Below are 26,247 nucleotides of genomic sequence, written 5' to 3' on the forward strand. Positions count from 1 at the left end.
CGGGGTGGGCCGGATACGACGAGCCTAGACCGACTGCAGCGTCCTTCCGAGCGGACAATGACACTCCCGTGGACCCCGTTCGCCCGGTGTCACGCAGGCGGGCGAACGGGCCCCGCCGCCAATGTGGAGCCGGCGTCCGCGGCGGTGGTGCGGGTTCGGTAGCGCGGGAGACGGCGATTGCCGCCGATATCGTGAAAGGATCGGCGGCGTGCCGTCACTGTTCGCGTCGTACCTGCGGATTTACGAACCGCTGACCGCCTTCGACCGGGACCGTCAGATTTTCTGGCGCCGGTATGCGCGGGAGGGCCGGGCGCTCGGCCCCGTCGAGGGTCCCGTCCGGCAGCGCACCGCCGTCCTGGAGGCGCTGGGTGCGGGCTGGACCCGGCTGCCCGACCTGCCCGACGAGGCGTACGTGCTGGAGTGGGGCGAGACGCTGCTGGTCTGCCCGTGGAACCTGCGCCTGCGCGTCGCCGAGGCCGCGTTGAACGCGCGCGACGGCGTGCCCAGCGTGCTGGCGGACGCCTTCGTGCCGCCGGTGCTGGCCGGGCAGGCCAAGGCGATCGTGGAGGACTGGCGCAGCGGGGCGAAGGTGCTCGAGCGCGGGGTGCCCCGGGTGCACGAGCAGATCGCGACGTGGGGCGTACCGCTGCGCTGGTTCGTCTTCGTCGACCTGGACGAGCGTGAGATCAGCCTGGCCGACGGGCGGCGCACGCTGCGCTACCGCACGGAGATCTCCAAGGCCCGCCGGCGCGCGCACCGGGCCGTCTCGGTGCTGCGCAAGTCGCTGGGCGATGCCCCGATCACCGAGGCGGTGGAGGAGGGCACCCGGTGGCTGGAGGAGTTCCATCCCCGCTCGATCGTCGAGCTGGACTACGGCGGCCTGACCGGTCTGCTGAGCGCGGACGCCCTGGCCGAGGATGACTCTCCGGGCCTGGTGGCGGCCGGTGTCTCGGCGCTGTCCCGGGGTGACGCGGACGCCGCGACGGACGCCTACGAGAAGCTCGTGGCCCGGTGGCGCGCGGTGCAGTTGCTCGAGCGCTGCAACTGATCGACGTTCATGACCGTCTGACCAGGGAATATGGGACGAACGGGCACGGAACACCGTGCTGGGAAGCGCTCTCTAGGCGAACACTCTTCGTAATCGCCGTCCCGCGAAGCGTGATAATCGGTCCAAACAAGACACTTTCTGGCGTAGAAAACAGGTAAAAATCGGGCATGCTTCAACCGTCTATCTAGGGACGTTCGGCCGTTCGGCCCATGTCGGACATCGGGGACTAGCCGGACCATGAGAGACGCACCGGCCGGCGGGACCCCGGCCGATGTCTTTAGGTACCTGTGGAGGAGTGACCGATGGCATCGCGTACGCATGATCCTGAGCCGCTACTCACGCCGGCCGAGGTGGCGTCGATGTTCCGTGTCGACCCGAAAACCGTCACCCGGTGGGCCAAGGCGGGCAAGCTCAGCGCAATTCGCACCCTGGGCGGGCACCGTCGCTACCGTGAGTCGGAGGTTCGCGCCCTGCTGCAGGGGCAGATCCCCACGCAGCGTCAGGGCGACTGAAACCGCAGTCGACCGAGAGATCGATAAAGGGGCGAATGCCAGGCCGGCAGTCGCCCCTTCTTCGTCTCAGGAGACGAGGACGGCCAGCGTGCCGTCCGCGCCCCGGCGCAGCTTGCTGCCCAGCAGCGAGAGCCGGCCCATCAGGCCGTACTTGCGCTTGAGCCCCTCGGCGACCCGGCGCAGGTCGGCCGCGTCGCCGATGCGCGCCTGGGCCTCGATCGCCGCACCCCGCACGTTGCCGCGCACGTCGCACGCGGCCACCGTTACCCGGTCGCTGTTGCGGATCCGCTTGACCTTGCCCGTGCCGGCCGGCGTCCAGAACGCCAGCCCGGGGCCGTCGGGCACCACCCACAGCGGGGTCGGCACAGCCCGGCCGTCCCGGCGGAACGTCGTCAGAAGGACGTACTTCTCCGCGCCGAGTTGCTCGAGCGTCGCCATAGACCAAGAGTAGTGGCAATGGATCAACCTACGATCGGCGACGTGTTCGGCGAGATGATCCGGGACGCCTACGCGGTGCACACCGGGATCGGGCCCCGACCGCTGGCCGGCGGCCGGGTGCCGCGGCCGGTCATCGAGATCATCGAACGCGACGACGGGCTGATCAACGGCGCGCCCGCCGACCACTACCTGGCCGCACCGGGCGACTGGCAACCCCACGACCACCGAGCGCTGCGGCTCGTGCGTGGCGCGGTGCTGGACATCGGGGTCGGGGCCGGGCGTACGGCGCTGGAGCTGCAGCACCGCGGCATGGCGGTCACCGGGCTGGACACCTCTGCGGGAGCGATCGAGGTGGCACGCAAGCGGGGGCTGCGGGACACCGTGCTCAACACTGTCGACGCGTACGCCCGCTCGGCGGCCCGTTACGACACGTTCCTGCTGCTCGGCAACAACCTGGGCCTGATCGAGGGGCCGGAGCGGGCCCCTGACTTCCTCGCCGCGCTGGCCGAGCTGGCCCGTCCGGGAGCCCGGATCATCGCGCAGGGCACCGACCCGTACGGCACCACGGATCCCGTGCACGTCGCGTACCACCAGCGCAACCGGGACCGGGGACGGCTCGGCGGCCAGCTGCGCCTGCGGCTGCGGTACCGCCTGCTGGCCACCGAGTGGTTCGACTACCTCAATTGCTCGGTCGAGGAGCTTGACGGGCTGCTGACCGGCAGCCGGTGGCGGCTCAAATCCGTCGACACCGAGGACCGGCCTTACTACCTTGCGGTCATGGAGCTACGACCGTGAGCACGGTGCTGACCAGGGAGCAGGTGCGGCTCAGCAAACGGCTGTCCCTCGTGCTGCGGCACCGGCCCGAGACGGCCGGCCTGACCCTCGACGCGAACGGCTGGGTGCCGGTCGCGGACCTGCTCGCCGCGCTGCGGATTTCCCGGGCCGAGCTCGACGTCGTGGTGGAGCACAACGACAAGTCCCGCTTCGCGGTGCAGATGGGTGCCGACGGTGTCGAGCGCATCCGGGCCAATCAGGGGCACTCCCGGCGGGTGCAGGTTGATCTCGATCTGCCGCCGGCTCAGCCGCCCGCCGTCCTCTTCCACGGCACTCCCCGGGCGAACCTCGACGCGATCCTGCGGGAGGGCCTGCGCCCGCGCAGCCGTCAGCACGTGCACCTCTCACCGGACGTGGCGACCGCCCTGGTGGTGGGTCGCCGCCGCGCCACCGACGTGGTCGTCCTTGCGGTGGAGGCGGGTGCCATGGCTGCCGCCGGGCACGTGTTCCACCGCAGCCAGAACGGGGTGTGGCTGACCGCCGCGGTGCCGGCCGGGAGCCTTCGCGAACATTCGGAGTAAACAGACAAAACACGCTCGTCCGGGAGACGGTGCTGGTCGCCGGTTAGCGTATTGAGATGGGGTGGGTTACTCGGCGTCAGCTGATGAACCTCTTCGGTGCGCTCAGCCTCGTCCTGGCCCTCGCCGGGCTCGGCGTCGGGCTGCCCGCCCTGGACCGGGCGCTGCCCGCCGACCGCTCGGTGCCGACCGACCGCCCGTACGCCATCGGCGGGGGTGTCACGGTCGTCCCGCCGCCCGGGTCGCGGATCGACGTCACCGAGACCCGGCCCACCGACGACGCCGGCACGGCCCTGTTCCGGCTCGGCCCGGTGCGCTACCTGATCACCGTCCGGCGCTTCGAGGGTGACCTGGCGGCCGCCGCCAACGGGCTGCGCCAGCGGATCACCGGCACCCCCGGCTACCAGGTCACCGGCACCGAGCTGACCGTCGCCACCGGCTCCGGCCTGGCCGGCTTGCAGGGCGGCTACACCGCGCCGGGCCGTGGCGGCCGATACGCCGTCTTCGTCGCCGACGGCCGCACCATCGAGGTCACCGTCAGCGGGGCCGACCTGGACCTGGGCCGCACGCTGCCGGCGATCGACGCGAGCACCCGGACGTTGCGGTACGACCCGGCGGACACCGGATGACGGCGGAGTCCCGTTTGCGCAGCGACCGCACCGCGCCCGTACAGCCCGGCGCCCACTGCGGCCCCGGGCTGATCCGGCTGCCCGCCTTCTGGATCGTGCTCACGCTGGTGGTGGCCGGCGGCGTGCGGATGACGCTGATCGCGGGACGCTTCCTGGGCACGTACCCGCTGGCCACGTTGACCGCGATCGGGTTGTTCGCGCTGCTCGCCGTACCGTTCTGGTTCATCGTCAGTGAGCTGGACTTCCTCGAGCGGGAGCCGCCCGCCCTGCTCGCGCTGGCCTTCGCCTGGGGTGGCCTGGTGGCCACGACCGTGTCGATCCCCGGCAGCGCGGCCCTCGACGACCTCATCGCCAAGCTGGGCTCGCCGCACCTGGCCGCCGACTGGGGCGCCGCGCTGGCCGGCCCGACGGTCGAGGAGATCGCCAAGACGCTCGGCGTCGTGGCGATCGTGCTGGTGGCCCGCGCGCAGGTCAACAGCGTGCTCGACGGCGTGGTCTACGGCGCGATGGTGGGGCTGGGCTTCCAGATCATCGAGGACATCGTGTACGCGCTCGGCGCCGTCGCGCTGGCCGGGCGCGGGGACCACGTCGAGCCGGTGATCACCACGTTCCTGCTGCGCGGCTTCCTCTCCGGGGTGTGGAGTCACACGCTGTTCGGCGCGCTAGCCGGGGCCGGCATCGGCTATCTGGTCGTGCGCGCGGACCGGCCCTGGCGGATCCGGATCGGCGTCGCCATGCTGGCCGTCCTCGGCGCGTGGGCCTCGCACTTCCTGTGGAACTCGCCGCTGCTGCGCGACGGTCTCGGCAACGGCGCGCTGGCCCTGCTCGTGGTGCTGGTCTGCAAGGGGCTGCCGCCGTTGCTGCTGGTCCTGCTGCTCGTGCGCGCCGCCCACGACCGCGAGGCCGACTACTACGCCGTGCAGCTCGACAAGCTCGACGACCACGAGCTGATCACCCCGGGCGAGCGGGAAGCCCTCAAATCCGGGTCGCGGCGGGCCAGTGCTCGGTGGCACGCGCGGACCCGGGCGGGCCTGCGGGCCCGGGCAGCGGTACGGCGGTTGCAACGCGCGCAGGCCCGGCTGGCTGTCGAGCTGAGCCGCGGCACCACCGACCTGAGCCGGTGGCAGCACGAGGTGCGCCGGCAGCGCCGTACCCTCACCGCCCTCGGGCACCCGGAGGCGATCGCGCCCGAGGGCAAGGGGCCGTGGCGGCGTACCGCCTCGGCGGTCTTCACCACGGCCCTCGCCATTGCCGTGCTCTGGGCCGCCATCAGCACACTCGGTGGCGGCTGACGGCCCAGGGCGTCAGGTGATCAGGCGGTCGGCGGGTGACCGCCGTCGCCGTCGACGATCGTGTCCGGGGTGCCGTCCTGGTCGAGGTCGGCCATCGTGATGTCGACCTTGCCGTCGCCGTCGGTGTCGAACTGGAACAGGTCGGCCTTGCCGTCGCCGTCGGTGTCGGCCACCCACACGTCCGGCCTGCCGTCGCCGTTGGTGTCCGTCGCCAGCAGGTCGACGCGGTCGTCGCCGCGGGTCTCGACGATCTCCTTGGGCTCGCTCATGGTGTCTCCTCAGGTGATGCGTCGCAGCGGATCTGACCAACGTAGGGCCCGGGTCGCCCCCTCGCGACCCGAACCGGCCTCGAAGATAAGGATCGGTCGCCAGTGGTGTGACCGATGTCGCTGGCTCCGCCGGAACTCACCGGTAACGTAGCCGGGCGTGACTACAGCGGCGGACGGCATGCAGCAGCTCTTCGGCAACGGGGGCGGGGGTGCCCTGGGCGAGCGCATGGGCATTCAGATCACCGAGGCGACCCCCGAGCGAGTGGTCGCCACGATGCCGGTCGAGGGCAACACCCAGCCGTACGGGCTGCTGCACGGCGGGGCGTCCTGCGTGCTGGCGGAGACGCTCGGCTCGGTCGGGGCGGTGCTGCACGGCGCCACGGTCGACCGGCCCTTCGCGGTAGGTGTCGACATCAACGCCACGCATCACAAGGGTGTGCGCTCCGGGACCATCACCGGGGTGGCGACGCCGGTGCACCGCGGCCGGACGGCGGTGACCTACGAGATCGTCATCACCGACGGCGACGGCGACCGGGTCTGCACCGCGCGTCTCACCTGCCTGCTGCGCGGCGCCTGATCCCCACCGGGGGCGGAAAACCCCAGCAGGATCGCTGCCTGAGCGGCAATTCTTGACGCATCCGCGTACCTTTTCCCACGTGACGGACATACCACAGCACGCCCTGGACGACGCGACGCAGGTGTTGCACTGCGCGCTCAGTGGCGACAGCGACGCTGTGGTGGGGACCTTCGACGCGGTGGTCGACCGGTCGGGCGTCGTGGGGGCGTACGACGTGGCGTGGTGCCTCGCTGCGACCATGGTCGGACAGAACGTGCCCAGAGGCGCCTGGACGCTCGACTTCCCCGGGATCGACGACGCGCGGTACGACAAGCGCTGGGTCGCCCGCTTCGTCAGCGCGTACGTGAACGGCGACATCTCCACCGGCGAGGCCCTGTTCGGCGCGGCCATCGCCGACGGTCAGCTCCCGGACTGCCTGCTCGCCCTGGCCGGCTCGACCGTGGCGACCCTGCGCCACCGGGCGGCATGAGCGCAGCGCCTCAGCCGCCGTCGTGCTTGAGGTAGAGCGCCTTGGCGTACTGGGCGGCGGCGGCCTCGTTGTACATCGTGGCCTGGGACATGTACCAGGCATTGTCGCCCAGGGCCTTCTTCGCCGCGGTCATGCCGGACCAGCGGATGTCGGCGTCGACCTCGGACAGGCCGCGGGCCTTGAAGTTGCGCCGCATCTGCATCTTGCCCGACCGGAAATTCTCCGCGGCCTCCTCCGCCTCACGCATGCAGGAGAAGCCCTTCTCGCTCAGCGCCTCCGCCATCGTCCAGGCCGCCCGTTCCTCCGCGCTCTTGAACTTCGGCACGTCGTTCCTCCCGTGAACTTTGTTCCCGGTTAGCTGTACGGAACGCAGGCCCGCAGCGCTAGGCCCCCACGCAGACTGCAAGAAAGGTCAAACTGGCCGATGCCGCTCGGGCGAGGGCGGCCCGCTGTGGGTGAAAACGCACATGATCGCCGCCCGGGCTGGGAAACATTCACTCATGCCCTTCTTGAGCGCACAGTCGCCGCCCGCCATGACCGAGCTGCACAAGTGGGTGCTGGACAGCCCGGTGCAGCTGCGCAGCCTGCGAGCTTCTCTGCACGAAGCGATCACCGGCCAGCCGCTGCCCGCGGGCGCGGAGCTGGACGAGATCCCGGAGAAGGTCGTGCTCGTCGCCACCGAGCTGGCCACCAACGCCCTGCGGCACGGTCTGCCGCCGACCATCGTGCGGCTCGGCCGGCACGACCTGGTCTTCGTGCTGGACGTCGCCGACCACAGCCCGGAAACGGTGCCGCAGTACGCCGACGACCGGCCGCCCGGGGCCGGCGGGCTGGGCCTGTACCTGGCCAAGAAGTTCGCCCTGGACCTCGGCTGGTACATCGAGGATCACACCAAGCATGTGTGGGCGGAGTTCCCCGTTCCGAGCTGACTTATGATCACGGGATTCGTAAACCGTCAGAGGTGTCCGTGACCCAGCCGAGTTACCAGATCGTCCGTGAGGCCGCCGTCGTCCGGCTGGCCGGCGACTTCGACATCAACGCCCGCGACGAGATGCGCACCGCCCTTCTCGAGGCCGTGCGATCAGCCCCCGCCGAGGTCGTCATCGACTTCGACGCGGCGGTGTTCCTGGACAGCGAGGCGATGGGCGCGCTGATCGAGGGCCTCAACGCCGGTCGCGAGGCGGGCGTGCCGCTGCGCATCGTCAACGCGCACGGCCTGGTGCACCGCGTCCTCGACGTCTCCGGCGTGCTGGCCCTCTTCAACGGTTAGAGGGTCGACAGGTTGCCCGGGCCGGTCCACTTGCTGACCAGCCGCGTACGGGTGCGCACCTTGCCGGCGACCCGGACCCGGTAGGCCTGCTTGACCGTGCGCAGCGTCTGCCACGTGCGTACCCGGCGGCTCGCGCCGTTGATCTCCGCCGTGACGGTCCGCAACTTCCACGTCCGGCACTCGGTGCGGTGCCGCACCTCCCCGTCCTGCACGACCTGGGCGGCCAGGCAGCGGTACGTCGACTGCAGCGCGTACGGGTTCGGGCCGGTGTCACCCGAGGTCCGGAACACCTTGGCCATCGCCCGGTAGAAGTTCCAGGCCATCTTCGAGTAGCCGAAGTCGTTCGGGTGGTGCAGGTCGTGCAGGTCGATGCCGCCGACCGTGGATTGGTCGACCACCGTGATCAGCGGGTCCTGCTTGGCGGCGACCATGCCCGGGATGAGCCGGTTGTAGACCCGGTCGTCGGCGAGCTCCCACGGGACCCGCGAGCCGATGATCTTCGCGACGAAGATGTACGCCTCCGGCCGCGCGGCCCGGATCTGGTCGATCAGCCCGGACAGCTTGCGGTTCGTCTCGTACGGTCCGTCGCCCTTGGTGATGTTGTTGGTGCCGGCGTGCAGCAGGACGATGTCCGGCTGGGTGTCGGCCAGCCAGCCGTCGACCTCGGCGGCCATCTCGTCGATGTCCCAGCCGCCGTGGCCCTCGTGCTGGTTGTCGCCGCCGGAGCCGTTGCTCTGCGAACCGACGTAGTTGATCTGCATGCCGCCGCGGAGCAGCCGCTGGGCCAGGCCCATCCGGTACGAGCTGCGGGTCGGTGATCCGGTGCCCAGCGTGATCGAGTCGCCCAGCGGCAGGACGCGCATCGCACCGGAGCCGGCGATGCGGGCCTCGGCGGGGGCGTCTCCGGAGACCCGGGCGGCGATCTGCGCCCGCGCGGCTCCCGGAGTGCCGAGGCCCGCGACCAGCCCGGCCGCCAGGAACCCGGTCATGACCTTGATGCCCAGACGCCGCGCGCCCGTGTTACGCCCCGCAGATCCCACGATCAGCTCCCCCGTCCCGCCAGCAATTACTCCCGACAGATCGGGTGGCGGCGGGGCCGTTCGAGACCCGGCCGGTAGCTGTGGGTTGTGATCAAGGTGCAGGTGGGCTGGGTTCAGTCGGCGAAGACGCCCGGGTCGTACGGCTGGGTGCCCTCCTCGACGGTCCAGACAGCGCCCAGGGGCATCAGGTCGCGGATCCGGACGCTGCGGATGCCCTCGCCGGTCGGCAGGATCACCCGGATCCGCGGGTGGTAGTCGAAGAGGATCTGCCGGTCACGGCCGCACGGTCCCACCGGTCCGCGGCCGAAGTTGCCCACCGCCACGATCGTGGCCAGCTCCCGCGCCCCGGACGCGCGGGCGTGCCCCAGCGCCACGAGCTCCGCGCAGGGCCCGCCGGTGAAGTGGTACAGGTTGATGCCGCCGTACATCCGGCCGTCCACGCCGCGGACCGCTGCGCCCATGGTGTGCACGCCGTCCTCGCCGTCGGTGTTGGCGTCGACGATGCCGCGGGCGAACTCGATCAGCTCGAGGTCCTCGGCGGTGAGCTCACGAAGATCGATGGTCACCGGCTGACCCTAACGCGGCTGCCCGGGCCACGAGATACCGCTGCTCAGGTGCGCTCAGCGTCAGTCTGGCCGCCTCCAGGTAGGCGGCGTGCGCGGCGGTCAGGTCACCGCACTTCTCCAGCAGGTGGGCGCGGACCGCCGCCAGCCGGTGGTGCCCGCGCAGCGCCGGGTCGTCCTCGGCGACGTCGAGCCGGGCCAGCGCCAGCACCGGCCCGTGCACCTCGGCCAGGGCGACGATCCGGTTGAGCTGCACCATCGGGCCGGGGGCGAGGGCGTGCAGCATCCCGTACAGCTCGAGGATCTGCGGCCAGTCGGTGTCCTCGGGCCGCGCCGCCTCGTCGTGCACCGCCGCGATCGCGGCCTGCACTTGATAGGGGCCGATCGGCGCACTCGCGAGCGTCGCGGTGATCAGCGCGACGCCCTCGGCGATCGCCGCCGCGTCCCACCGCGAGCGGTCCTGCTCGGCCAGCGGCACGAGGGATCCGTCGGGCAGCGTGCGGGCCGGCCGCCGCGCGTCCGTGAGCAGCATCAACGCGAGCAGCCCGGCGACCTCGCCGTCGTCGGGCAACTGCGCCCGCAGCAGCCGGGTGAGCCGGATGGCCTCGGCGCTGAGCTCGGTGCGGTGCAGCCGCGCCCCGGAACTCGCGGTGTAACCCTCATTGAAGATCAAATACAACACCTGGCGTACGGCGGTCAGCCGCGCTTCGCGCTCACCCGGCGGCGGCAGGCTGAACGTGGCCCCGGAGTCCCGGATCTTCTGCTTGGCCCGGCTGATCCGCTGGCCGACGGTGGCCTCCGGCACGAGCAGTCCCCGGGCGATCTCGGCGGTGCTGAGGCCACCGACCGCGCGCAGGGTCAGTGCCACCTGCGACCCGGTGCTGAGGGCGGGATGGGCGCAGAGCAGCAGCAGGGTGAGCGAGTCGTCGACTGCGGAGGCGGGCGCGTGCTCCGGCTCGTACCGGACGGCCTCCTCGCGCCGGCGCCGGGCGGTCTCGTTCCGCAGCAGCTCGATCCGGCGCCGCGAGGCGACGGTGATCAACCACCCCCGCGGGTTGGCCGGCACCCCCTCGGCGGGCCACTGCTGAGCCGCGGCGAGCAGCGCCTCCTGCACCGCGTCCTCGCAGGTGTCGAAGTCGCCGAAGCGCCGCACGACCGCGCCGAGGACCTGCGGCGCACACTCGCGCAGCAGGTCCTCCAGGGCGGCCGGCGGGTTCAGAACTCCCAGCCGCTCATGTCGAGCACCGGTCGCACCTCGACCTGGGTGAACGCGGCGTCGGGCACCCTGGCCGCCCAGCTGATCGCCTCGTCGAGATCCTCGACGTCGATCAGATAGAACCCGGCCAGGTGCTCCTTGACCTCGGCGAACGGTCCGTCCGAGGCCACGGTACGGCCGTCGCGCACGGAGACCCAGCGGGCCAGCGAGGGGTCGGCGAGGCCTTCCGAGGCGACGCAGACACCGGCCTTGGTCATCTCCTCGGTGAGCTGCAGGTGCCCGCGACCGAACTCCATGCGCTGCTCGTCGCTGAGCGTCTCCCACACGGCCAGCGAACGCTCGTTGGACTGGATCAGGATCAGGTACTTCATCGGAGCCTCCACACGTCCCGGAAATTCTTTCACCGGGGACGTCGAAACCGGCGGAGCTGCTTCTACCTCCCGGCGTAAAGCTCTTCTCAACGAGTTCCTCGAAAGGCGTGAACGATGGACACGACCGAGATTCGCCGGGTGGTGCTGGAGCGGGCGGCAGCGGTGGCCGCCAAGGACGCGAAGGCGATGGTGGCGCACAACGCGCCGACAATGATCGAGTACAACCTGGCGCCGCCACTGCGCCAGCCGTCGGCCGGTGACGACGTGACGCCGGTGGAGAAATGGCTGGCGACCTTCGAGGGCCCGATGAGCATGGAGGTCCACGACCTGGAGGTGACGGCCGAGGGGTCGGTGGCCTTCTGTACGAGCCTGAACCGCCTGACCGCGACGCCTCTCGGGCAGCCGGAGAGCTTCAGTCTGTGGTTCCGGGTCACCCTGGGCCTGCGGAAGATCGACGGGAGCTGGCTGGTCGTGCACGAGCACGAGTCGGTCCCGTTCGAGATGGACGGCAGCCTGCGGGCATCCGTTTCCCTGCAGCCCTGACGAGACTCGCGACGGCCGGCCGGGTTCGGCCCGGCCGGCCCGCGCTTCGATGGGATGGTCAGCAGCAGTCGCAGCCGCAGCCGCAGGCACGGATCAGCATGATGCACCTCCTCCCTCAGGCGGGCACCAAGTGCCGGGCGTGGGAGGAGGACAGTCACTGGCCGGAATGGCGTCGATCATGGCGACCATGTCGGCGCGCAACGCGGCGAGCCGGGCCATCTCGACGTCCAGCTCGGCCAGCCGCCGGCGCAGCAGATCCTCGGCGGGCTCACACGGGCAGACGCCGGTGTCGCGGACGGCGAGCAGATCACCGATGTCGCGCAGCTTCAGGCCGAGCCGCTGAGCTCCTTGAATGAAGCGCAGCCGGTCGACGGCGGCAGGGTCGTAGGCCCGATAGCCGGCGGAGGTACGGGCCGGTGCGGGCAGCAGCCCGAACCGTTCGTAGTAGCGGACGGTGTCGGACGGCACTCCGGCGGCGGCTGCGAGCTCGGCCACCCGCAGGCCCGCCGCCGGAACTGTTGTCGCGCTCATGCCACCGACGCTAAACCTTGGACCACGGTCCAACGTCAAGCGTCGATGCCGGCCTCAGCCCAGAACGGCGACGTTCACCTCGGCCCGGTCATTGGTGTAGTCCTCGTCGATCGCCCCGTCGAGGTCGGCGAACACCACCCCGGCGTCGTACGAAGGACCGGTGATGAGCAGCCCGAACGTGCGCAGGAACGTGGCGCCGCGGTCGAAGTACAGCGACGGCAGCTGGCACACGTACGTCACGGGCTGAGCTTCGTCGTCGAGCCGGCAGTCGGCGGGGACGTCGGTGGCCTCCGTACCCCCGGGAAGCTGGAACCGGAACCGCCCGGCGCTGCTGCCGGTGCGGGTGAAGTCGATGGCCCCGCCGACGTTGCGCGAGCCGACCTCGACCCGCACGGTCTCGCCGACCGAGCCGGAAGCGGAGGCGCCGACGGCCGCGACGTCCGACAGGTTGTCCACCTCGAAACCCCAGTACCGGTAGTCATTGGCGTGATCAACGTCGGCGGCCCGGCTGACCTTGGCCCGCTTCGGCGCCGAAGTGACGGTGACCAGCGGCAGCCGCGACCCGCCGCGCCCGGAAAGAACCACACCGTCCGGCAGACCGGCCCCGGCGAGCGGCGCGATCGTGTACTCGACCACCTGGTGATCAACGGCAGCGTCGGTGACGAGGGCGCCGAAGCCGCGGCTGAGCTTGAACACGGCCCCCGGATCAATCCGCTGCGCGAAATCACAAACAGCGACGGTGCCGCGCTCGGGGAAGGTGGTGCGGTGGCCGTACCGGCAATTCGCGTACGGGGTAGGGGTGAGGGGTTTGCTGAACTCGACGGTGACCCGGATGCCCTTGACGGCCCGGTTGCCGAAGTTGGTCACGGCCATGGGCGCGTAGATCCGGTCGCCGACCTTGGCGTCCGGGATCAGCCCCTCGGCGAGCCCGGCCAGATCGGGCCCGTCCCCGGAGACGGTGATGACCGCGTCGGAGTTCATGAGGTCGCTGCCGTCGCCGGGGTTGTCGGCGTCGCCCCGAACCCGGATCGTGCCGTGCCCACCGGCCGGGGCGCCGGCAACCGCGGTGACCGGGATGAACAGCGGCGCGTTGTTGTCGACGGATCCCGGCGGGGCGGGGCAGGTGGCGACTGTGCCCTGGGTGGTGCAGCCGGCCGGCCAGGCGAAGGAGACCAGGCCGGTCAGGTCGCTGACGTCGATCACGACGCGCGGGTTGACGGCCTCGCTGGTGATCACTTCAAGGCGGAAGTCCTTGGCCGGGGCGCCGGCGGGGGCGACTGTCATGTCCTCGATGAAGGCCCAGACTCGGGCGTTGGTGCTGGACTCTTCGGCCGCGGCCAGGGAAGGGTCGGTGCCGAGGGAGAGGGTGACGGCGGCGGTGGTGGTTGCCGTCAGGGCTAGGCGGGCCAGGTGCCGCCCGGCGGGAGCCAGGTTCATGCAACATCCTTTGTGAGGGGTGGGCGCAGCGGATCTTAAAGAGAGTGGGGATGGCTGCGCTGCCCCGTCGTCCGTCCATGGTGGACATATGTAGGCAATCTCGGCGCGGGGTTCACTGGCGCCCAGGCATGCCCTTGGGGCGTCGCACTAATCGCGAGATCGAGTCGCGTCAGGCATCCACGCGCAACGGTGGCGTCACCATCAATCTCCAGTGAGCGGCACCGGCGGGTCGGTCGCACGGACACGACCACGGCTCTCCGCCATCCGCCGGCCGCGGAGGCGAGAACATGATGTCGATTTCCCTGGCATGGACCGGGCCCGGATCAAACGGTTGCTCGACAACGATCGTCAGAGTCTCTCCCGCCCGCGCCACCTCCGGCAGTTCAAGTGCCCATCGCTCACCACCACCCGCCGCCTCAGCAGTGATCCGATAACTGCGTGGTGCGGTGAACCGCATGAGCAGGTAGGTCATGCCTTCGTCGCCGAAACCGCGGAAGAACGTCGTCGTGAGGTCCGCGAGCGTCGGCCTCAGCCGATCGTGTTCGCGCTCGTGTTCTACCGCAGCAACCTGCGCGGCAGCATCTGCTGATCGTCGAGATTCAATGGACGCTTGCTCGGCCGCTCTTGCTGAGACCTTGTTGTACTTTGCGGCCCACGCGGCGACACCTAAAGCGGCCATGCTGACGATGATGGCGATGCCCTCGGCCTTCACAGGACATGACGCTAAGAGGTACCCATGCCCACGTGGCAGTTTTCGGCGAAGACGACCCGCTTAAAGGTCGCGCCGGCCGCTGCCCATCGCCGCATATTGGAGCTACACCGACGTCGACCAAGTCGGCCACTCCCTAGCTCGCATTCCCTGGCAGAGTCAGATTGATCTCATCCCCAGGTGCCTCGTCCAGGCCCGGACAGCAAAACGCCCACCGTGCGTTTCCGCAGGTGGGCGGTGCTCAAAGCCCGGCGAGAGGCTTGGTGGCCAGGGGCGGGGTCGAACCGCCGACCTTCCGATTTTCAGTCGGACGCTCGTACCAACTGAGCTACCTGGCCCTGCCGCGCCGTGGTGCGCGCGGACTCGGCTGCTGCGGTCCTGACGGGACTTGAACCCGCGACCTCCGCCTTGACAGGGCGGCGAGCACTCCAACTGCTCCACAGGACCTTGCTCGTGCTGCGTACTTTCTATCACTTACCCCGACCGAGGTCGGTTCGTACCCCCAACGGGATTCGAACCCGTGCTACCGCCTTGAAAGGGCGGCGTCCTGGGCCACTAGACGATGAGGGCAACCCCGCCATCATTGCATATTCCAACTCCGGCGGCGTGGGCCCCAACCGAGCCCCGCTTGAGGCTTGGAAAGCATACGTGATCCCCTGCCCCTCATCCAAACCGGTATCCCTCCCGCCGCGTACACCTCGCTGACCTGCACTAACGCGGCCGGTTCGCGGGGAGGGCGACCGCCGACACCAGCTGGACCGCCTCGGTGAGATTGCCGAGAAGAGTGACTCCCGCGGGCAGTTGCTCCGGCAGCCAGCCCGGTCCGGCCGCCGCGGCGAGCAGCGGCCGATGCCGGCCGGCCAGCACCAGGTGCCATTGCGCGGGGTCGGCGCTGCCCGCCAACTGCGACCACAACACCAGTACGGCCGGTCCGGTCCTGGCGACGGCGTCCGCGACGGCCTGTGCGGGCACACGAGCGCCCAGCAGCCTGCTGGACACCCCCGCCTGTGCCAGCGCGGCAGCGAGCGCCTCCAGGGGCAGCGTGTGCTGTTCCTCGTCGGCGGCAGCCAGCAGAACGCGGGGAATCTGACTGCTCGGCGGGCGTGTGACGGAACCGAGCACCTCGGTGACCACCCGCGACAGGATGTGCTCGACCTCGATGAAGCGCTTGGTGGCCGCGTAGCGCTCGCCGACGCCGATCAGCACCGGCATGATCACTTCTTCCCAAGCCGCGACCACACCACGGTCCGTGACCGTCATCTCGAGGATGTCGCGCAGGGCCGGACCGTCGAGACGCATGGCGGCGCGGGCCAGCCCGCGAGCAACAGGCCCGGCCCTTCCGGTACGGATGGCATGCCCCCCACCGTCCCGGGCGACGAACATCTGGCCGAGCTGCTCGGGCCACACCGCGTCAACGGTCGGCGGCTGTTCCCCGACCCGGAAGAAGGTGTCGCCCTCGTCCGAGGCTGCTCCAGCCAGGTCGAATCGGTCGGCCGTCGGGTACCCCGGATCACCTGACCAGTCGTCGGGGCGTATTCCGTCTCGCCGCTGCTGCGCCGATCGGGTCGGACCGTTCTCAGCGGCACCGGACGTTTTCTCGGCAGCCGTGCCGTCGTGGTCCGGCTGAACCGCGTCCCGGGATGTCTCGGCGTCAGAGAGCTGGTCGGGTCGTTCCGCGGCCATGCCGTGCCACGGTGACTCGGATTGCTGGCCTCCGGAGTCGCCGGCTCGCCGATCTGACGGCACGCTCTCCGCGGCCGGATCCTGAGCGGTCCCGCCCGGATTTTCAAGAGCAAGCCCGTCGCTGCCCTGAGCTGCCTCTGGACGCGCCGAGCGATGATCGGCGTCCTGGCTCGTCCGCTCGGGTGGCGCGGAGTCCTCGGAGCTTCGGCCCGCCGATGAATCGTCGAGAGGCCCCTCCCGCGGCTGATGCTCCCGAACCTCCGGGCGAGCGTGCGGCCCGACCGGCGCGGACACATCCAGAGGCACCGGAACGCGCCGAGCCCAGGCCGCCGCCTCCGCCGGCGCCACCCCCTGAGCGGTGAGCCTGCGCATCACCTGCAGGCGGTCCATGTCTTCCGGGGTGTAGCGCCGATGCTGGCCCGGCACATGGTGACTCGGCCCCAGCCCGTACCGCTGGTGCCAAGTGCGCAAGGTGGTCACGGCGACGCCCAGACGGCGGGCAACCGCCCCGGCCGTCAGGGCCTCATCGGCCACCCGACCGCTCCGGTGCATCGTCGGCCGGCCGCGGTACGCCCGCGGGATCAGCCTGCGGCCCGAGGGCCAGGTGGCGGATGAGTCGCTCGGTGACCCCTGGAAGCCACGGCGCGTACGACCGCAGATCCTCGCGCAGCCCTTCGTTCAGCTCCTCGACGGACGTCCAGCGCACATCCGCGACCTCGTCCGGGTCGACGAGCATCCGGGCGTCCGCGGGCACGTCGCCCAGCAGCACGTGGTCGTACTCGTATTCGACCAGCCCGGTGGTCGGATCCTCGGCGTAGTACGAGTACACGCCGACCTCGGTCAGCGCCACGTCTTCAACGCCGATCTCCTCGACGAGACGGCGGGCGGCGGCTGTCGCGGGTGTCTCCCCCGGCAGGGGATGACCGCAGCACGTGTTGGCCCAGCGCAACGGGAAGCGGGTCTTCACCGCAGCTCGCTGCTGCAGCAACACCCGTCCTTCCGGGTCGCGCAGGAACACCGAGAACGCTCGGTGCAGTCGACCGGGGGCACGGTGCGCGTCGCTCACCGTGGCAGCGCCGGCCGGCACCCCCTCGGTGTCGACGAGCTCAACGAGGTGCGTCTCGCGGGACGCGGTCACAGGGCCCTCCCCACGAGGTCCGCCGCCGTTCCGGTGATCCGGGCGGCGGCCAGTTTGCCGGAGATCAAAACCATTGGTACGCCCACGCCCGGCTGCGTGCCGGAGCCGGTGAAGACGACGTTGGGCAGAGTCGGGTGGAGGTTACTCGGGCGGAACGGGCCGGTCTGCGTGAAGGTGTGCGACGACGCGAACGGGGTGCCGGCGGCCATGCCCTGGGCGGCCCAGTCGTCCGGGGTGATGATGCGTTCCACCTCGATGCCGTCGCGGAAGCCCACGTAGCCGCGCTGCTCCAGCACGCCCGCGATCTCGTCGGCGTAGCGCCGGCCGAGGCCGCCCTTCCAGTCCAGCGGCGCGACGTCGAGGTTCGGCGTCGGGGCCAGGACGTAGTAGGTCTGCCGGCCGGGTGGCGCCACGCTCGGGTCGCTGTGACTCGGATTGGTGACCAGCAGCGACGGGTCGCTCATCAGCAGGCCCTGGTGGATGACCTCGTCGAACGTGCCCTTCCAGGCCGTACCGAAGTGGATGTTGTGGTGAGCGATCTTCGAGTAGCTCTGGCTCGACCCGATGTGCAGCACGACACAGGACGGCGAATACGTCAGCTTGCGCGGACGGCGCGACTCGGGCAGCAGATCCCGGTACGCAACGGGTAGATCGGGGTTGAGCACCACGACATCGGCCGGGATGCGTTCGCCGCTGTCGGTGATGACCCCGGTCGCCCGGCCGTTGGCGGTCTCGACGCGCGTTACCGTCGTCTCGTACCGGAATTGGACGCCGTGCTTCTCGGCCGCGCCGGCCATCGCCTTGGGCACCGCGTGCGTGCCGCCCCGGGGGAAGAAGACCCCGGCGACCGAGTCGAGGTAGGCGATGACGGCGTAGATGGCGAGCGCGTCGTGCGGGGCCAGGCCGGCGTACATGGCCTGGAAGGAGAAGATGCGCTGGGTCCGCGGGTCGCGGAAGTACTGGTTGATCTTCGGCTGGAGCCGCCGGAAGCCACCCATGCCGAGCAGCTTGAGCAGGCTCATGTTCATCAGGTCGAGCGGGGTGTCCAGGTTGCGGTCGATGAAGTTGTTGCGCTCCAGGCGCCACAGGTCGCGGGCGAAGTCGACGAAGCGCAGATAGCCGTCGGCCTCGCGGGGACCGCAGACCCGGGAGATCTCGGCGGCCATCTGAACGGTGTCGGTCTTGACGTCCAGGGTGGAGCCGTCCGGGTAGAAGGCGCGGTATGCCGGGCTCAGCGGGGTCAGCTCGAGCCAGTCGGAGAGTCGCTCCCCGACGGCGGCGAGCGGCTCGGCGATCAGCTCCGGCATCGTCAGCACGGTCGGGCCGGTGTCGAAGTCGTACCCGTCGACCGAGAGCCGGCCTGCCCTCCCGCCCGGCACCGCTTCACGTTCGACGACGGTCACCTGCCGTCCGGCCGCTGCGAGGTGCAGCGCACAGGCGAGCCCGCCGAGTCCCGCGCCCACCACGACTACCCGGTCCGTCGTTCCCGTCACTTTTCGCACGTCAACAGCTCCAGGGGGGTCAAAAGTCCATCATGCCCGGCGGTGGCTCGCGGAAGCCGCCAGGTTGGTCAATGCCGCACGGGCGTCATCGTGGATCGGTGCGCTGGCCAGCGCCTCGACGCCTTCCGCCACCCGCTGCTGGATCAGGGCCTCGACCTGCGCGACGGCGCCGGTCTCGGCGATGACCTCGGCGCGGCGGGCGATCGCGGCGGGGGAGTTGAGCCCGCCGGAGCCGTCGGCGGGGATGACGGCTCCGGCGGGGTCCGGGGTCAGCTCGGCCCGCTGGGCGGGCGACGCGAGCTGGTGGGCGAGCATGAGCAATGTCGTGGGCTTGCCGGTGAGCAGGTCGTCGCCGGCCGGCTTGCCGGTGACCACGGGGTCGCCGTAAACCCCGAGCAGGTCGTCGCGCAGCTGGAACGCCTCGCCGACCGCGATGCCGTAGCGGTTGTAGGCCTCGTCGACGGCCGCCGCGTCGGAGTCGGCAGGACCCGCCAGCGCGAGACCGAACTGCAGCGGGCGCTGCACCGTGTAGCTCGCGGTCTTGTGGCGGGCCACCAGCAGCGCGCGGTCGACGGACCAGGCGGCGGGCTCGGTCTCGCCGAGGACGTCGAGATACTGCCCCGCCACCGCCTCGATGCGCATGCGGTCGTAGCAGGCGCGGACGGCGAACAGCGTGGCGGTGGAGACGGCGGCCCGGGCCAGCAACTGATCGGCCCACACCAGGCACAGGTCACCGACGAGGATCGCCGAGGTGGTGCCGAAATGGTCGGGGTCGCCGAGCCGGCCCGCGTTGCTGTGCTGGGCGGCGAAGATGCGATGGGCGGTAGGGCCGCCGCGCCGGGTGGCTGAGTCGTCCATCACGTCGTCGTGGACGAGCGCGAACGTGTGCATCAGCTCGAGCGCCGCGAGCGCCGGCAACACCGGCTCGACGGGCTCGCGCGCGGCCACCACACCGCGCCACCCCCAGTAGGCGAACGTCGGGCGCAGTCTCTTGCCGCCGGTCAGCACGAGATCCCGTGTCGTGCGGGCGAAGCGGCCGAGCGCCGGGTCGACGTCCTCCAGCGCGGCGGTCTGGCCGCTCAGGAACTCGGAAAGAGTGCCCTCGACAGCCGTCGTCAGCCCGTCCGCTTGGACGGTCTGGCGAGGTATCCCGATACGGGGGTTTCCCTCGAGGATGTCGTTGGCCACGGAGGCGACATTACCGTAGGCTGCGAGTTGCGTCGATTCATGCGTCGATTTATTTGGGAGGGCCCGTGGAGGTCGATCTGGCGGCGGCCTACGAGCGGTGCCGTGAGCTGCACAAACGCCATGGCCGCACCTACTACCTGGCGACCCGGTTGCTCCCGAAGTGGAAGCGACGCCACGTCCATGCTCTGTACGGTTTCACCCGGTACGCGGATGAAATCGTCGATCGCACCGAGGACCTGCCACCGGCCGAGCGGGCTGCCCGCCTCACCGCCTGGTCCGACGAGTTTCTCGCGGGTCTGGCCGGGGCGCCCACCGACGATCCGCTGCTGCCCGCGGTGCTGCACACCATCGCCGTGTTCGACCTGGACCGCGCGGACTTCGCCGCGTTCCTGCGCAGCATGGCGATGGACCTCACCGTCACGTCGTACGCGACCTATGACGACTTGCTCGACTACATGGAGGGTTCGGCCGCGGTCATCGGCACGATGATGCTGCCGATCCTCGGCTCCAGCGACCCGGCCGCCGCCCGCGAGCCGGCCCGCCAGCTGGGTCTCGCCTTCCAGCTCACCAACTTCATCCGCGACGTGTCTGAGGACCTGGACCGCGGTCGCACCTACCTGCCCGACGAGCATCTCGCCGAGTTCGGGGTGACCCGCGCCGACCTCTTCGCCGCGCAGGCGGCGGGCCGGTCCACCCCGCAGATCAAGGCGCTGATCCGCGCCGAGGTCACCCGCGCCGACGAGCACTACGCGGCCGCGGCTCCCGGCATCCCCCTGCTGCTGCCCGGGTCCCAGGCCTGCATGCGCACCGCCTATGAGCTGTACGGCGGCATCCTCGACGAGGTCGCGGCCGAGGACTACGACGTCTTCACCCGGCGCGCAACAGTGCCCAACCAACGCCGCGCCGCCGTGGTGGCCAGATCCCTGTTGACCAGACCGGGCACGCCGACCACGGCCTTCGCCCGAAGCTGACCCTCGGAGATCGCGAAACAGAGAAGCGGAGCTGACATGCGAACGGCCGTCGTCCTGTTCACCCGTGACCTGCGGGTGCACGACAACCCGGCGCTCGCCGCCGCCTGCGCCAACGCCGAGCAGGTCGTTCCCCTGTTCGTCCTCGACCCCAACCTGCAACGCCTCTCGTCGAACCGCGCCCTGTTCCTGCACCAGAGCCTCGCCGACCTCCGCGAAACCCTCCGCGGTCTGGGCGGCGATCTCGTCATCCGCACGGGTGATCCGGTCGCCGAGGTGATCAAGGTGGCGACCGAGGTCGGCGCCGAGGGCATCGCACTGAGCACCGACGTCAGCGGCTACGCCCGGCGCCGGGAGCAGCGGCTCGAGCAGGAGTGCGAGCAGCACCGCATCTCGCTGCGCCTGTTCCCCGGCACCACGGTCGTGCCGCCGGGTGACGTGCGGCCGGGAGGGGGCGGCGAGCACTACCGGGTCTTCTCCCCGTACTACCGGGCCTGGTCGGCGGCCAAGTGGCGCGACGAGGTGGCGACGCCTGCGCACGTTGTGCTGCCACCGGAGCTCAGCACCGGCGAGCTGCCCGAGCCGCCGGCCGGGGAGTCGCCCGCGGCCGCCACGGGTGGCGAGACGGAGGGCCGGCGTCGGCTGAAGACGTGGCTCAAGCACGTCGGCCCGTACGACGATCTGCACAACGATATGCCCGCCGACGGCACTTCGCGGCTCAGCGCGTACCTCCGGTTTGGATGTGTCTCGCCGTTGACCGTGGCCAACGCAGCGCGGGCGTTGGACGGCCCGGGCCCCGACGCCTTTGTCCGCCAGCTCGGCTGGCGCGACTTCTACTACCAGGTCACCGCGGGGTTCCCGGCCATTTCGACGCAGGCCTACCGCAGGTCGGGCGACGGTGAGTGGCGCGATGATCCGGAGGCGCTGTTGCATTGGCAGGAGGGGACGACCGGGGTGCCCGTGGTCGATGCGGGTATGCGCCAGTTGCGGGCCGAGGGCTGGATGCACAACCGGGCCCGCCTGATCACCGCTTCGTTCCTCACCAAGCACCTCGGGCTCGATTGGCGCGACGGCGTGCGGTGGTTCTTCCGCTGGCTGAACGATGGTGATGTCGCCAACAATTCGGGTAATTGGCAGTGGGTGGCCGGCACCGGGAACGACACCAAGCCGTACCGGCGCTTCAACCCCATCCGGCAGGCAGAGCGGTTCGACCCTGACGGCGTGTACGTTCGGCGCTACGTTCCGGAGTTGATTTCCATCCCGGGCCGAGCCGTACACCAGCCATGGCGACTACCGGATACGGTTCGCTCAGGTCTCGGCTATCCGGGCCCGCTCGAGTCGCACCGCGACGAGGCGGTGTGGCTGCGGCCATGATCGGGGTGCCGGTGAGTTTCCTGTCCGGTTCGCCGGACGGGATGTGGAAGCGGGTCCTGCCGACCCGTTGCGTTCGTCCGTTGAAGGCCGGCAGGACCCGCGACAAACTGCCCACCCGGTCGGCCCGGAAACCTCGTGGCCGGGCGGAGACGTTAGGCCGGCAGCGTGTGCCAGGCGCCGTAGTGGTGCACGGCGATGCCGCCGAAGGCCGCCGTCTGCCGGGTCGCCTGATCAACCTTGGCCAGCTCCAGCTTCAGCGCGGTCGCGCCTTCCTCGTAAAAGGTGCAGTGCAGGCAGTCCGTCAGTGGCCCGGTTTCCGCCGCCAGCCGCACCCGCTTGCCCGCCGCCTTGCCGCGGGCCAGCCAGTCCAGGCTGACCGCCAGGATGGAGTTCGGGCCGGTCGCGGTGTCGCGGTAGCTCATGACCGTCACCCCGTTGACCCGGCGGAGCACCTCGTCGGCCAGGTTCTTGCGGCCGAGCTTGTACTGCCCGAACCAGAACGGCACGTCGGCCTCCAGCGACAGCGTGCTCGCGGCGCGCATCCGGTCCAGCAGCTTGAGGTACGCCGCCTCGGTCGCCGGCAGGTCGGTGGTCCAGCCGTCGACCAGGTACGGCTCGACGTCGAGGTGGATGCCGTCGAAGAGGCCGGTCGACACGACGGTCCGTTGCCAGGCCAGCGCCGCAGCGTGGTTGGTGACCCAGTCCGGGTCACCGCCGAGCGCGCGCAGCTTGATCCGCCGGGCGACGGCCATTTCCTTGAGCTCCTGCAGCCGGGCCAGGCCGCCGTCGGTGAGGACCGTCGGTGCAACGTGGACGAACACCTCGGAGATGTTGTGCTCGCCGGCCCAGCTGATCACGTCAGCGGCCGGATCGTCGCCCCACAGCCACATGGCTCGGGTGTTCACCGGCACCGCAGTAAGACCCGCACTGCCTGCCGACGAAGCCCCGGGCAACGCCGTGGCGGCGGCCATGAGGATGGCAGACACCAGCCCTGCCTGCCATCGCCCCCTCATGACCGCCCCCTTTACCGTGGTGATTCCGCTTCCGCGAGGGAACAGAATCGGCGGGGGCGGCGGTCAGGTGAGAAGTCGCAACGAGGAAATCGCCGTGTCGACCGCACCGACCCGGTCGAAGTCGCCGATCCGGCGGGTCACGTAGGCGATCGAGTGCCCGGCGGCCGGGTCCGCCCAGGCCGCGTTGCCGCCCAGGCCGCCCATGCCCCAGGTCCCGTCCGGTTCGAGCTGCACGCCGAGACCCCAGGTCGTGGATTGTTCGATGAACAGATCCGGACCGGTGAAGTGTGCCGAGGCGAGGTCGGTGACGAGCGCCGCACTGAGCAGCCGGTGCCCGTCCAGCACGCCGCCGGCCAGCAATCCCGCGTAGAAGCGGGCCAGCGAGTCGGCCGTCGCGTGCAGGTTCACCGCCGGGATGACGGACCGGCGCCACAGGTCGCTGTTGAGGACTGCGAGGTCGCGGGAGCCGGGCGGGTTCGCGATGGCCCGCGCGCGCACCGAGCCCGGCTCCCCGGCCAGCAGGTCCTGCCGGTCCGGCCGGTCGAACTCGAGCTCGGCGCACCGGGCCGTCTCCGCGGTGCCGAAGCCGAAGTCGAGCTGCCACGGCCGGGCGATCTCCTCGGCGACGAAGCGCGCCGGCGGCCGGCCGTCGACGCGGCGGACGAGTTCGCCCAGCAGATGGCCGTAGGTCAGGGCGTGTTCGGCAGCCACTGTGCCCGACGGCCACTCGGGGTGCGCGGCGGCCAGGTCGGCGCAGAGCAGATCCCAGTCGCTCCACGCGGACGCTTCCCGCGGCACGGGGAAGAACGGGAGGCCGGCCGTGTGCGTCAGCAGCTGCCGTACCGAAGCATCGGTCGTGAATCGCGGCCAGTGCCGCGCGATCGGGTCGTCCAGGCCGATCAGGCCGCGGTCGACCAGCAGCAGCACCGCCAGCGCGATCACCGGCTTGCCCACCGAATAGACGTTGACCAGGGTGTTCGCCGTCCACGGCCGGGTCCGCGCGATGTCGGCCCAGCCCTCGCGCAGATCGACCACCAGATCACCGTGCCGTCGCACCGCGAGGGCCGATCCGCCGCGCGGCTCGGCCGCGAAAGCGTCCCGGACCGGTTCGTATCCGGGCGCCACGAAGCCGTCGATATTACGGTCCGCTGACATGGGCGCACAGTACCCGCCGAGGGTGGAAAGCTGGTCCCATGGGCGAAGCGCAGCAAGCAGATGTGGTGGTCGTCGGCCTGGGCGTCGGCGGCGAGGAGGTCGCGGGACGGCTCGCGCAGGCCGGCCTGACGGTCATCGGCGTCGAGCACACCCTGGTCGGTGGCGAATGCCCCTATTGGGGCTGCATCCCGACCAAGATGATGATCCGCGCCGGCAACGCCCTCGCCGAGGCCCGCCGCATCCCCGGCCTGGCGGGCACGTCGCAGGTCACGCCCGACTGGGCGCCGGTCGCCCGCCGGATCCGCGAGCAGGCCACCGACACCTGGGACGACAAGGTCGCCGTCGACCGCTTCACCGGCAAGGGCGGCCACTTCGTGCGCGGCCGGGCCACCATCACCGGACCGGGCCGGGTGCGGGTCGACGATCAGGAATGGGTGGCGAGCCGCGGCATCGTCGTCGCCACCGGGACGACGGCGGTGATCCCGCCGATCGACGGGCTTGCCGGCACGCCGTACTGGACGAACCGCGAGGCCGTCGAGGCCGAGACCCTGCCGGACACCCTGCTGGTCCTCGGCGGCGGCGCCATCGGGCTCGAGCTCTCCCAGGTCATGGCCCGCTTCGGCGTGCAGGTCACGGTCATCGAGGGCAGCGATCGACTGCTCGCGATGGAGGAGCCCGAGTCGTCCGAGACCGCGGCCGCGGCCTTGGCGGCCGACGGCATCAAAACCCTGACCGGGGTACGCGCAAAGCACGTCACCCACGCCAGCGACGGCTTCTCGGTCGAGCTGTCCGACGGCTCCACGGTCACGGGCGAACGGCTGCTCGTCGCCACCGGCCGTGCCGCCCGCCTCGGGAGCCTGGGCCTGGAAACGATCGGTCTCGACCCGTCGGCCCGCTTCCTCACCACCGACGACCGGATGCGCGCCGCCGACGGGGTCTGGGCCGTCGGCGACGTGACAGGCAACGGCGCCTTCACCCACATGGCGATGTACGAGGCCGACGTCGCCGTCCGCGACATCCTCGGTCAGGGCGGCCCGGGCGCGGACTACCACGCCAAGCCCCGCGTCACCTTCACCGATCCCGAGATCGGCGCCGTCGGCCTGACCGAGCAGCAGGCCCGCGACGCCGGCCTCGACGTCCAGGTGGGCTACTCGAGTCTGCCGTCGTCTTCCCGCGGGTTCGTGCACGGCCCGGGCAACGAGGGGTTCATCAAGGTCATCGTCGACCGGTCCCGCGGCGTGCTGGTCGGCGCCACCTCAGCCGGCCCTTCCGGCGGCGAGGTTCTCGGAGCATTGACCGTGGCGGTGAAGGCCGAGGTGCCGGTGGCCACGCTGCAGGCCACGATCTGGGCCTATCCGACATTCCATCGGGCGATCGGTGACGCCCTGCATTCCCTCTAGAGCGGGACGGTCGCCGTGATCGTGGTGCCCGCCGGCGAGGTGACGATGGACAGCTCGGAGAGCTGCCGGGCGATCCACAGTCCGCGTCCGCCGGGCAACGAAGGCGCCGGCAGGGTGTGGCCGGCCTGGGCCGGATCGTCCAGGCCCGTGCCGGCGTCGCTGACCTCGCAGTGCAGCAGGCCGTCGGCCAGCCGCAGCCGCAGCCGGCCGGTGCCGCCGCCGTGCCGGACAGAGTTGCTGGCCAGCTCGTGGGCGATCAGCACCATCGTGTCGACGGTTCGGGCGTTCGCCACCGTGGAGACATGGGCGGCGACGGTCGCCCGCACGCCATACAGGCTGTCCTCGTCGAAGCCCTGCTCGACGAGCACCTCCGGACTTCCCCCAGCAATTGCGGGCTCGCGGACCGCGGGCGAGGTGTCGGTCCGCTCACCGTTCGCCATCGCGCACCAGCATCCGCAGCGCAGGCACGTCGGCGGCGCCGGCGACCGTCAACGTCCGTTCGATCGGCTCGGCGCAGACGACGATCATCCGCCGGGGCTCCGGCAGATTGGCCGCCGTCC

Annotated in this window: 32 protein-coding genes, 3 tRNA genes and 1 pseudogene (1 of these 36 running past the window's edge); 14 read left to right on the plus strand and 22 right to left on the minus strand. The window is 70.7% G+C overall.

What is annotated here, in order from left to right; genetic code table 11:
* Positions 1-208 precede the first annotated feature (208 nt).
* Positions 209-1,048, plus strand: a complete 840-nt coding sequence (locus ACQP2Y_RS00815) for a hypothetical protein (RefSeq protein ID WP_433723622.1) — start codon at positions 209-211, stop codon at positions 1,046-1,048.
* 302 nt (positions 1,049-1,350) lie between these two features.
* Entirely contained in the window at positions 1,351-1,560 is a 210-nt protein-coding gene (locus ACQP2Y_RS00820) for a BldC family transcriptional regulator (RefSeq protein ID WP_014687221.1), read from the plus strand.
* Between the two features lie 66 nt (positions 1,561-1,626).
* On the opposite strand, the gene ACQP2Y_RS00825 is transcribed toward ACQP2Y_RS00820, so the two are convergent.
* Positions 1,627-1,998, minus strand: a complete 372-nt coding sequence (locus ACQP2Y_RS00825; protein ID WP_433723626.1) for a PPOX class F420-dependent oxidoreductase — start codon at positions 1,996-1,998, stop codon at positions 1,627-1,629.
* A gap of 18 nt (positions 1,999-2,016) precedes the next feature.
* Between ACQP2Y_RS00825 and ACQP2Y_RS00830 the strand changes: the two genes are divergently transcribed.
* The 4 genes from ACQP2Y_RS00830 to ACQP2Y_RS00845 are packed head-to-tail and all read left to right on the plus strand — an operon-like array spanning position 2,017 to position 5,271.
* Positions 2,017-2,793, plus strand: coding sequence for a class I SAM-dependent methyltransferase (locus ACQP2Y_RS00830; protein WP_433723628.1), 777 nt, complete (start codon positions 2,017-2,019; stop codon positions 2,791-2,793).
* Entirely contained in the window at positions 2,790-3,353 is a 564-nt protein-coding gene (locus ACQP2Y_RS00835; RefSeq protein WP_433723630.1) for an RNA 2'-phosphotransferase, read from the plus strand. Before ACQP2Y_RS00830 ends, ACQP2Y_RS00835 begins: the two co-directional genes overlap by 4 nt.
* Before the next feature lie 56 nt (positions 3,354-3,409).
* Positions 3,410-3,979, plus strand: coding sequence for a hypothetical protein (locus tag ACQP2Y_RS00840; RefSeq protein ID WP_433723632.1), 570 nt, complete (start codon positions 3,410-3,412; stop codon positions 3,977-3,979).
* Complete coding sequence (locus ACQP2Y_RS00845; RefSeq protein WP_433723634.1) at positions 3,976-5,271, plus strand: PrsW family intramembrane metalloprotease; 1,296 nt, start codon at positions 3,976-3,978, stop codon at positions 5,269-5,271. The genes ACQP2Y_RS00840 and ACQP2Y_RS00845 overlap by 4 nt, the downstream gene beginning before the upstream one ends.
* A 20-nt stretch (positions 5,272-5,291) precedes the next feature.
* Here the strand turns inward: ACQP2Y_RS00845 and ACQP2Y_RS00850 are convergent, their stop codons facing one another.
* On the minus strand, positions 5,292-5,540 hold the full coding sequence (locus ACQP2Y_RS00850; RefSeq protein ID WP_433723636.1) for a hypothetical protein: 249 nt from the start codon (positions 5,538-5,540) through the stop codon (positions 5,292-5,294).
* A gap of 157 nt (positions 5,541-5,697) precedes the next feature.
* Between ACQP2Y_RS00850 and ACQP2Y_RS00855 the strand changes: the two genes are divergently transcribed.
* Both ACQP2Y_RS00855 and ACQP2Y_RS00860 read left to right on the plus strand, forming a co-directional pair.
* Positions 5,698-6,117 (plus strand): PaaI family thioesterase, encoded by a 420-nt coding sequence (locus ACQP2Y_RS00855; RefSeq protein WP_433723638.1) that lies wholly within the window; start codon positions 5,698-5,700, stop codon positions 6,115-6,117.
* 79 nt (positions 6,118-6,196) lie between these two features.
* A complete protein-coding gene (locus tag ACQP2Y_RS00860; protein ID WP_360546980.1) occupies positions 6,197-6,586 on the plus strand; it encodes a hypothetical protein in 390 nt (129 codons plus the stop codon).
* A gap of 10 nt (positions 6,587-6,596) precedes the next feature.
* Here ACQP2Y_RS00860 and ACQP2Y_RS00865 read toward each other — a convergent pair whose 3' ends face one another.
* Positions 6,597-6,911, minus strand: a complete 315-nt coding sequence (locus ACQP2Y_RS00865) for a hypothetical protein (RefSeq protein ID WP_433723640.1) — start codon at positions 6,909-6,911, stop codon at positions 6,597-6,599.
* A 175-nt stretch (positions 6,912-7,086) separates the two neighbouring features.
* Between ACQP2Y_RS00865 and ACQP2Y_RS00870 the strand changes: the two genes are divergently transcribed.
* Together ACQP2Y_RS00870 and ACQP2Y_RS00875 are read left to right on the plus strand one after the other, a co-directional pair.
* Entirely contained in the window at positions 7,087-7,515 is a 429-nt protein-coding gene (locus tag ACQP2Y_RS00870; RefSeq protein WP_433723642.1) for an ATP-binding protein, read from the plus strand.
* 38 nt (positions 7,516-7,553) lie between these two features.
* A complete protein-coding gene (locus ACQP2Y_RS00875; RefSeq protein ID WP_433723644.1) occupies positions 7,554-7,856 on the plus strand; it encodes an STAS domain-containing protein in 303 nt (100 codons plus the stop codon).
* Here ACQP2Y_RS00875 and ACQP2Y_RS00880 read toward each other — a convergent pair.
* The 4 genes from ACQP2Y_RS00880 to ACQP2Y_RS00895 all read right to left on the minus strand — a co-directional run bounded on the left by ACQP2Y_RS00880 (position 7,853) and on the right by ACQP2Y_RS00895 (position 11,046).
* Entirely contained in the window at positions 7,853-8,896 is a 1,044-nt protein-coding gene (locus ACQP2Y_RS00880; protein WP_433723646.1) for an SGNH/GDSL hydrolase family protein, read from the minus strand. The genes ACQP2Y_RS00875 and ACQP2Y_RS00880 overlap by 4 nt on opposite strands.
* A gap of 113 nt (positions 8,897-9,009) precedes the next feature.
* Positions 9,010-9,462 (minus strand): cytidine deaminase family protein, encoded by a 453-nt coding sequence (locus tag ACQP2Y_RS00885; protein WP_433723648.1) that lies wholly within the window; start codon positions 9,460-9,462, stop codon positions 9,010-9,012.
* Positions 9,443-10,687 carry an RNA polymerase sigma factor gene (locus ACQP2Y_RS00890; RefSeq protein ID WP_433732427.1) on the minus strand — a complete coding sequence of 415 codons (1,245 nt, stop codon included), beginning with the start codon at positions 10,685-10,687 and terminating at the stop codon, positions 9,443-9,445. The genes ACQP2Y_RS00885 and ACQP2Y_RS00890 overlap by 20 nt, the downstream gene beginning before the upstream one ends.
* The gene (locus tag ACQP2Y_RS00895) at positions 10,675-11,046 is read right to left on the minus strand and encodes a YciI family protein (RefSeq protein WP_433723650.1); all 372 of its coding nucleotides are present in this window, start codon (positions 11,044-11,046) and stop codon (positions 10,675-10,677) included. Before ACQP2Y_RS00895 ends, ACQP2Y_RS00890 begins: the two co-directional genes overlap by 13 nt.
* A 114-nt stretch (positions 11,047-11,160) precedes the next feature.
* Between ACQP2Y_RS00895 and ACQP2Y_RS00900 the strand changes: the two genes are divergently transcribed.
* A complete protein-coding gene (locus tag ACQP2Y_RS00900) occupies positions 11,161-11,589 on the plus strand; it encodes a nuclear transport factor 2 family protein (protein ID WP_433723652.1) in 429 nt (142 codons plus the stop codon).
* A gap of 93 nt (positions 11,590-11,682) precedes the next feature.
* Here the strand turns inward: ACQP2Y_RS00900 and ACQP2Y_RS00905 are convergent, their stop codons facing one another.
* The 11 genes and pseudogenes from ACQP2Y_RS00905 to ACQP2Y_RS00955 form a co-directional block, all read right to left on the minus strand.
* The gene (locus tag ACQP2Y_RS00905; protein WP_433723654.1) at positions 11,683-12,120 is read right to left on the minus strand and encodes a heavy metal-responsive transcriptional regulator; all 438 of its coding nucleotides are present in this window, start codon (positions 12,118-12,120) and stop codon (positions 11,683-11,685) included.
* A 54-nt stretch (positions 12,121-12,174) separates the two neighbouring features.
* Positions 12,175-13,557, minus strand: coding sequence for a hypothetical protein (locus ACQP2Y_RS00910; protein ID WP_433723656.1), 1,383 nt, complete (start codon positions 13,555-13,557; stop codon positions 12,175-12,177).
* Between the two features lie 169 nt (positions 13,558-13,726).
* A complete protein-coding gene (locus ACQP2Y_RS00915) occupies positions 13,727-14,269 on the minus strand; it encodes a hypothetical protein (RefSeq protein WP_433723658.1) in 543 nt (180 codons plus the stop codon).
* Positions 14,270-14,527: 258 nt separating this feature from the next.
* Positions 14,528-14,604 (minus strand) — tRNA-Phe (locus ACQP2Y_RS00920).
* Positions 14,605-14,639: 35 nt separating this feature from the next.
* Positions 14,640-14,713: transfer RNA gene (locus ACQP2Y_RS00925), tRNA-Asp, on the minus strand.
* A gap of 50 nt (positions 14,714-14,763) precedes the next feature.
* Positions 14,764-14,836 (minus strand) — tRNA-Glu (locus ACQP2Y_RS00930).
* Between the two features lie 141 nt (positions 14,837-14,977).
* Positions 14,978-15,949 carry a B12-binding domain-containing protein gene (locus ACQP2Y_RS00935; RefSeq protein WP_433723660.1) on the minus strand — a complete coding sequence of 324 codons (972 nt, stop codon included), beginning with the start codon at positions 15,947-15,949 and terminating at the stop codon, positions 14,978-14,980.
* A 190-nt stretch (positions 15,950-16,139) separates the two neighbouring features.
* Positions 16,140-16,483, minus strand: a pseudogene (locus ACQP2Y_RS00940) (MerR family transcriptional regulator); the annotation flags it as partial.
* A complete protein-coding gene (gene idi, locus ACQP2Y_RS00945; protein ID WP_433723662.1) occupies positions 16,473-17,087 on the minus strand; it encodes an isopentenyl-diphosphate Delta-isomerase in 615 nt (204 codons plus the stop codon). The pseudogene ACQP2Y_RS00940 and the gene idi, both read right to left, overlap by 11 nt.
* Positions 17,084-18,589: a phytoene desaturase family protein gene (crtI, locus tag ACQP2Y_RS00950; protein WP_433723664.1), complete on the minus strand. Its 1,506-nt coding sequence runs from the start codon at positions 18,587-18,589 to the stop codon at positions 17,084-17,086. Before crtI ends, idi begins: the two co-directional genes overlap by 4 nt.
* Positions 18,590-18,619: 30 nt before the next feature.
* Positions 18,620-19,777 carry a polyprenyl synthetase family protein gene (locus tag ACQP2Y_RS00955; protein ID WP_433723666.1) on the minus strand — a complete coding sequence of 386 codons (1,158 nt, stop codon included), beginning with the start codon at positions 19,775-19,777 and terminating at the stop codon, positions 18,620-18,622.
* 65 nt (positions 19,778-19,842) lie between these two features.
* On the opposite strand from ACQP2Y_RS00955, the gene ACQP2Y_RS00960 reads away from it, so the two are divergent.
* Both ACQP2Y_RS00960 and ACQP2Y_RS00965 read left to right on the plus strand, forming a co-directional pair.
* The gene (locus ACQP2Y_RS00960; RefSeq protein WP_433723668.1) at positions 19,843-20,748 is read left to right on the plus strand and encodes a phytoene/squalene synthase family protein; all 906 of its coding nucleotides are present in this window, start codon (positions 19,843-19,845) and stop codon (positions 20,746-20,748) included.
* A gap of 36 nt (positions 20,749-20,784) precedes the next feature.
* On the plus strand, positions 20,785-22,119 hold the full coding sequence (locus tag ACQP2Y_RS00965) for a cryptochrome/photolyase family protein (protein ID WP_433723670.1): 1,335 nt from the start codon (positions 20,785-20,787) through the stop codon (positions 22,117-22,119).
* Between the two features lie 152 nt (positions 22,120-22,271).
* Here the strand turns inward: ACQP2Y_RS00965 and ACQP2Y_RS00970 are convergent, their stop codons facing one another.
* Together ACQP2Y_RS00970 and ACQP2Y_RS00975 are read right to left on the minus strand one after the other, a co-directional pair.
* Entirely contained in the window at positions 22,272-23,105 is an 834-nt protein-coding gene (locus tag ACQP2Y_RS00970) for a hypothetical protein (RefSeq protein ID WP_433723672.1), read from the minus strand.
* A 90-nt stretch (positions 23,106-23,195) separates the two neighbouring features.
* The gene (locus tag ACQP2Y_RS00975) at positions 23,196-24,287 is read right to left on the minus strand and encodes a serine hydrolase domain-containing protein (RefSeq protein ID WP_433723674.1); all 1,092 of its coding nucleotides are present in this window, start codon (positions 24,285-24,287) and stop codon (positions 23,196-23,198) included.
* Positions 24,288-24,325: 38 nt separating this feature from the next.
* Here ACQP2Y_RS00975 and ACQP2Y_RS00980 point away from each other — a divergent pair, with 38 nt between their 5' ends.
* On the plus strand, positions 24,326-25,687 hold the full coding sequence (locus ACQP2Y_RS00980) for a dihydrolipoyl dehydrogenase family protein (protein WP_433723676.1): 1,362 nt from the start codon (positions 24,326-24,328) through the stop codon (positions 25,685-25,687).
* Here the strand turns inward: ACQP2Y_RS00980 and ACQP2Y_RS00985 are convergent.
* Positions 25,684-26,127, minus strand: a complete 444-nt coding sequence (locus ACQP2Y_RS00985) for an ATP-binding protein (RefSeq protein WP_433723678.1) — start codon at positions 26,125-26,127, stop codon at positions 25,684-25,686. The two genes, ACQP2Y_RS00980 and ACQP2Y_RS00985, sit on opposite strands and share 4 nt — an antisense overlap.
* Positions 26,114-26,247: the 3' end of an MEDS domain-containing protein gene (locus tag ACQP2Y_RS00990; RefSeq protein WP_433723680.1), read on the minus strand. The gene runs 724 nt beyond the window's last position; the window shows 134 of its 858 coding nt (coding positions 725-858); its start codon lies off the right edge, out of view; its stop codon occupies positions 26,114-26,116. Before ACQP2Y_RS00990 ends, ACQP2Y_RS00985 begins: the two co-directional genes overlap by 14 nt.

This window comes from Actinoplanes sp. CA-051413 (assembly GCF_050955795.1).
GTDB lineage: Bacteria > Actinomycetota > Actinomycetes > Mycobacteriales > Micromonosporaceae > Actinoplanes.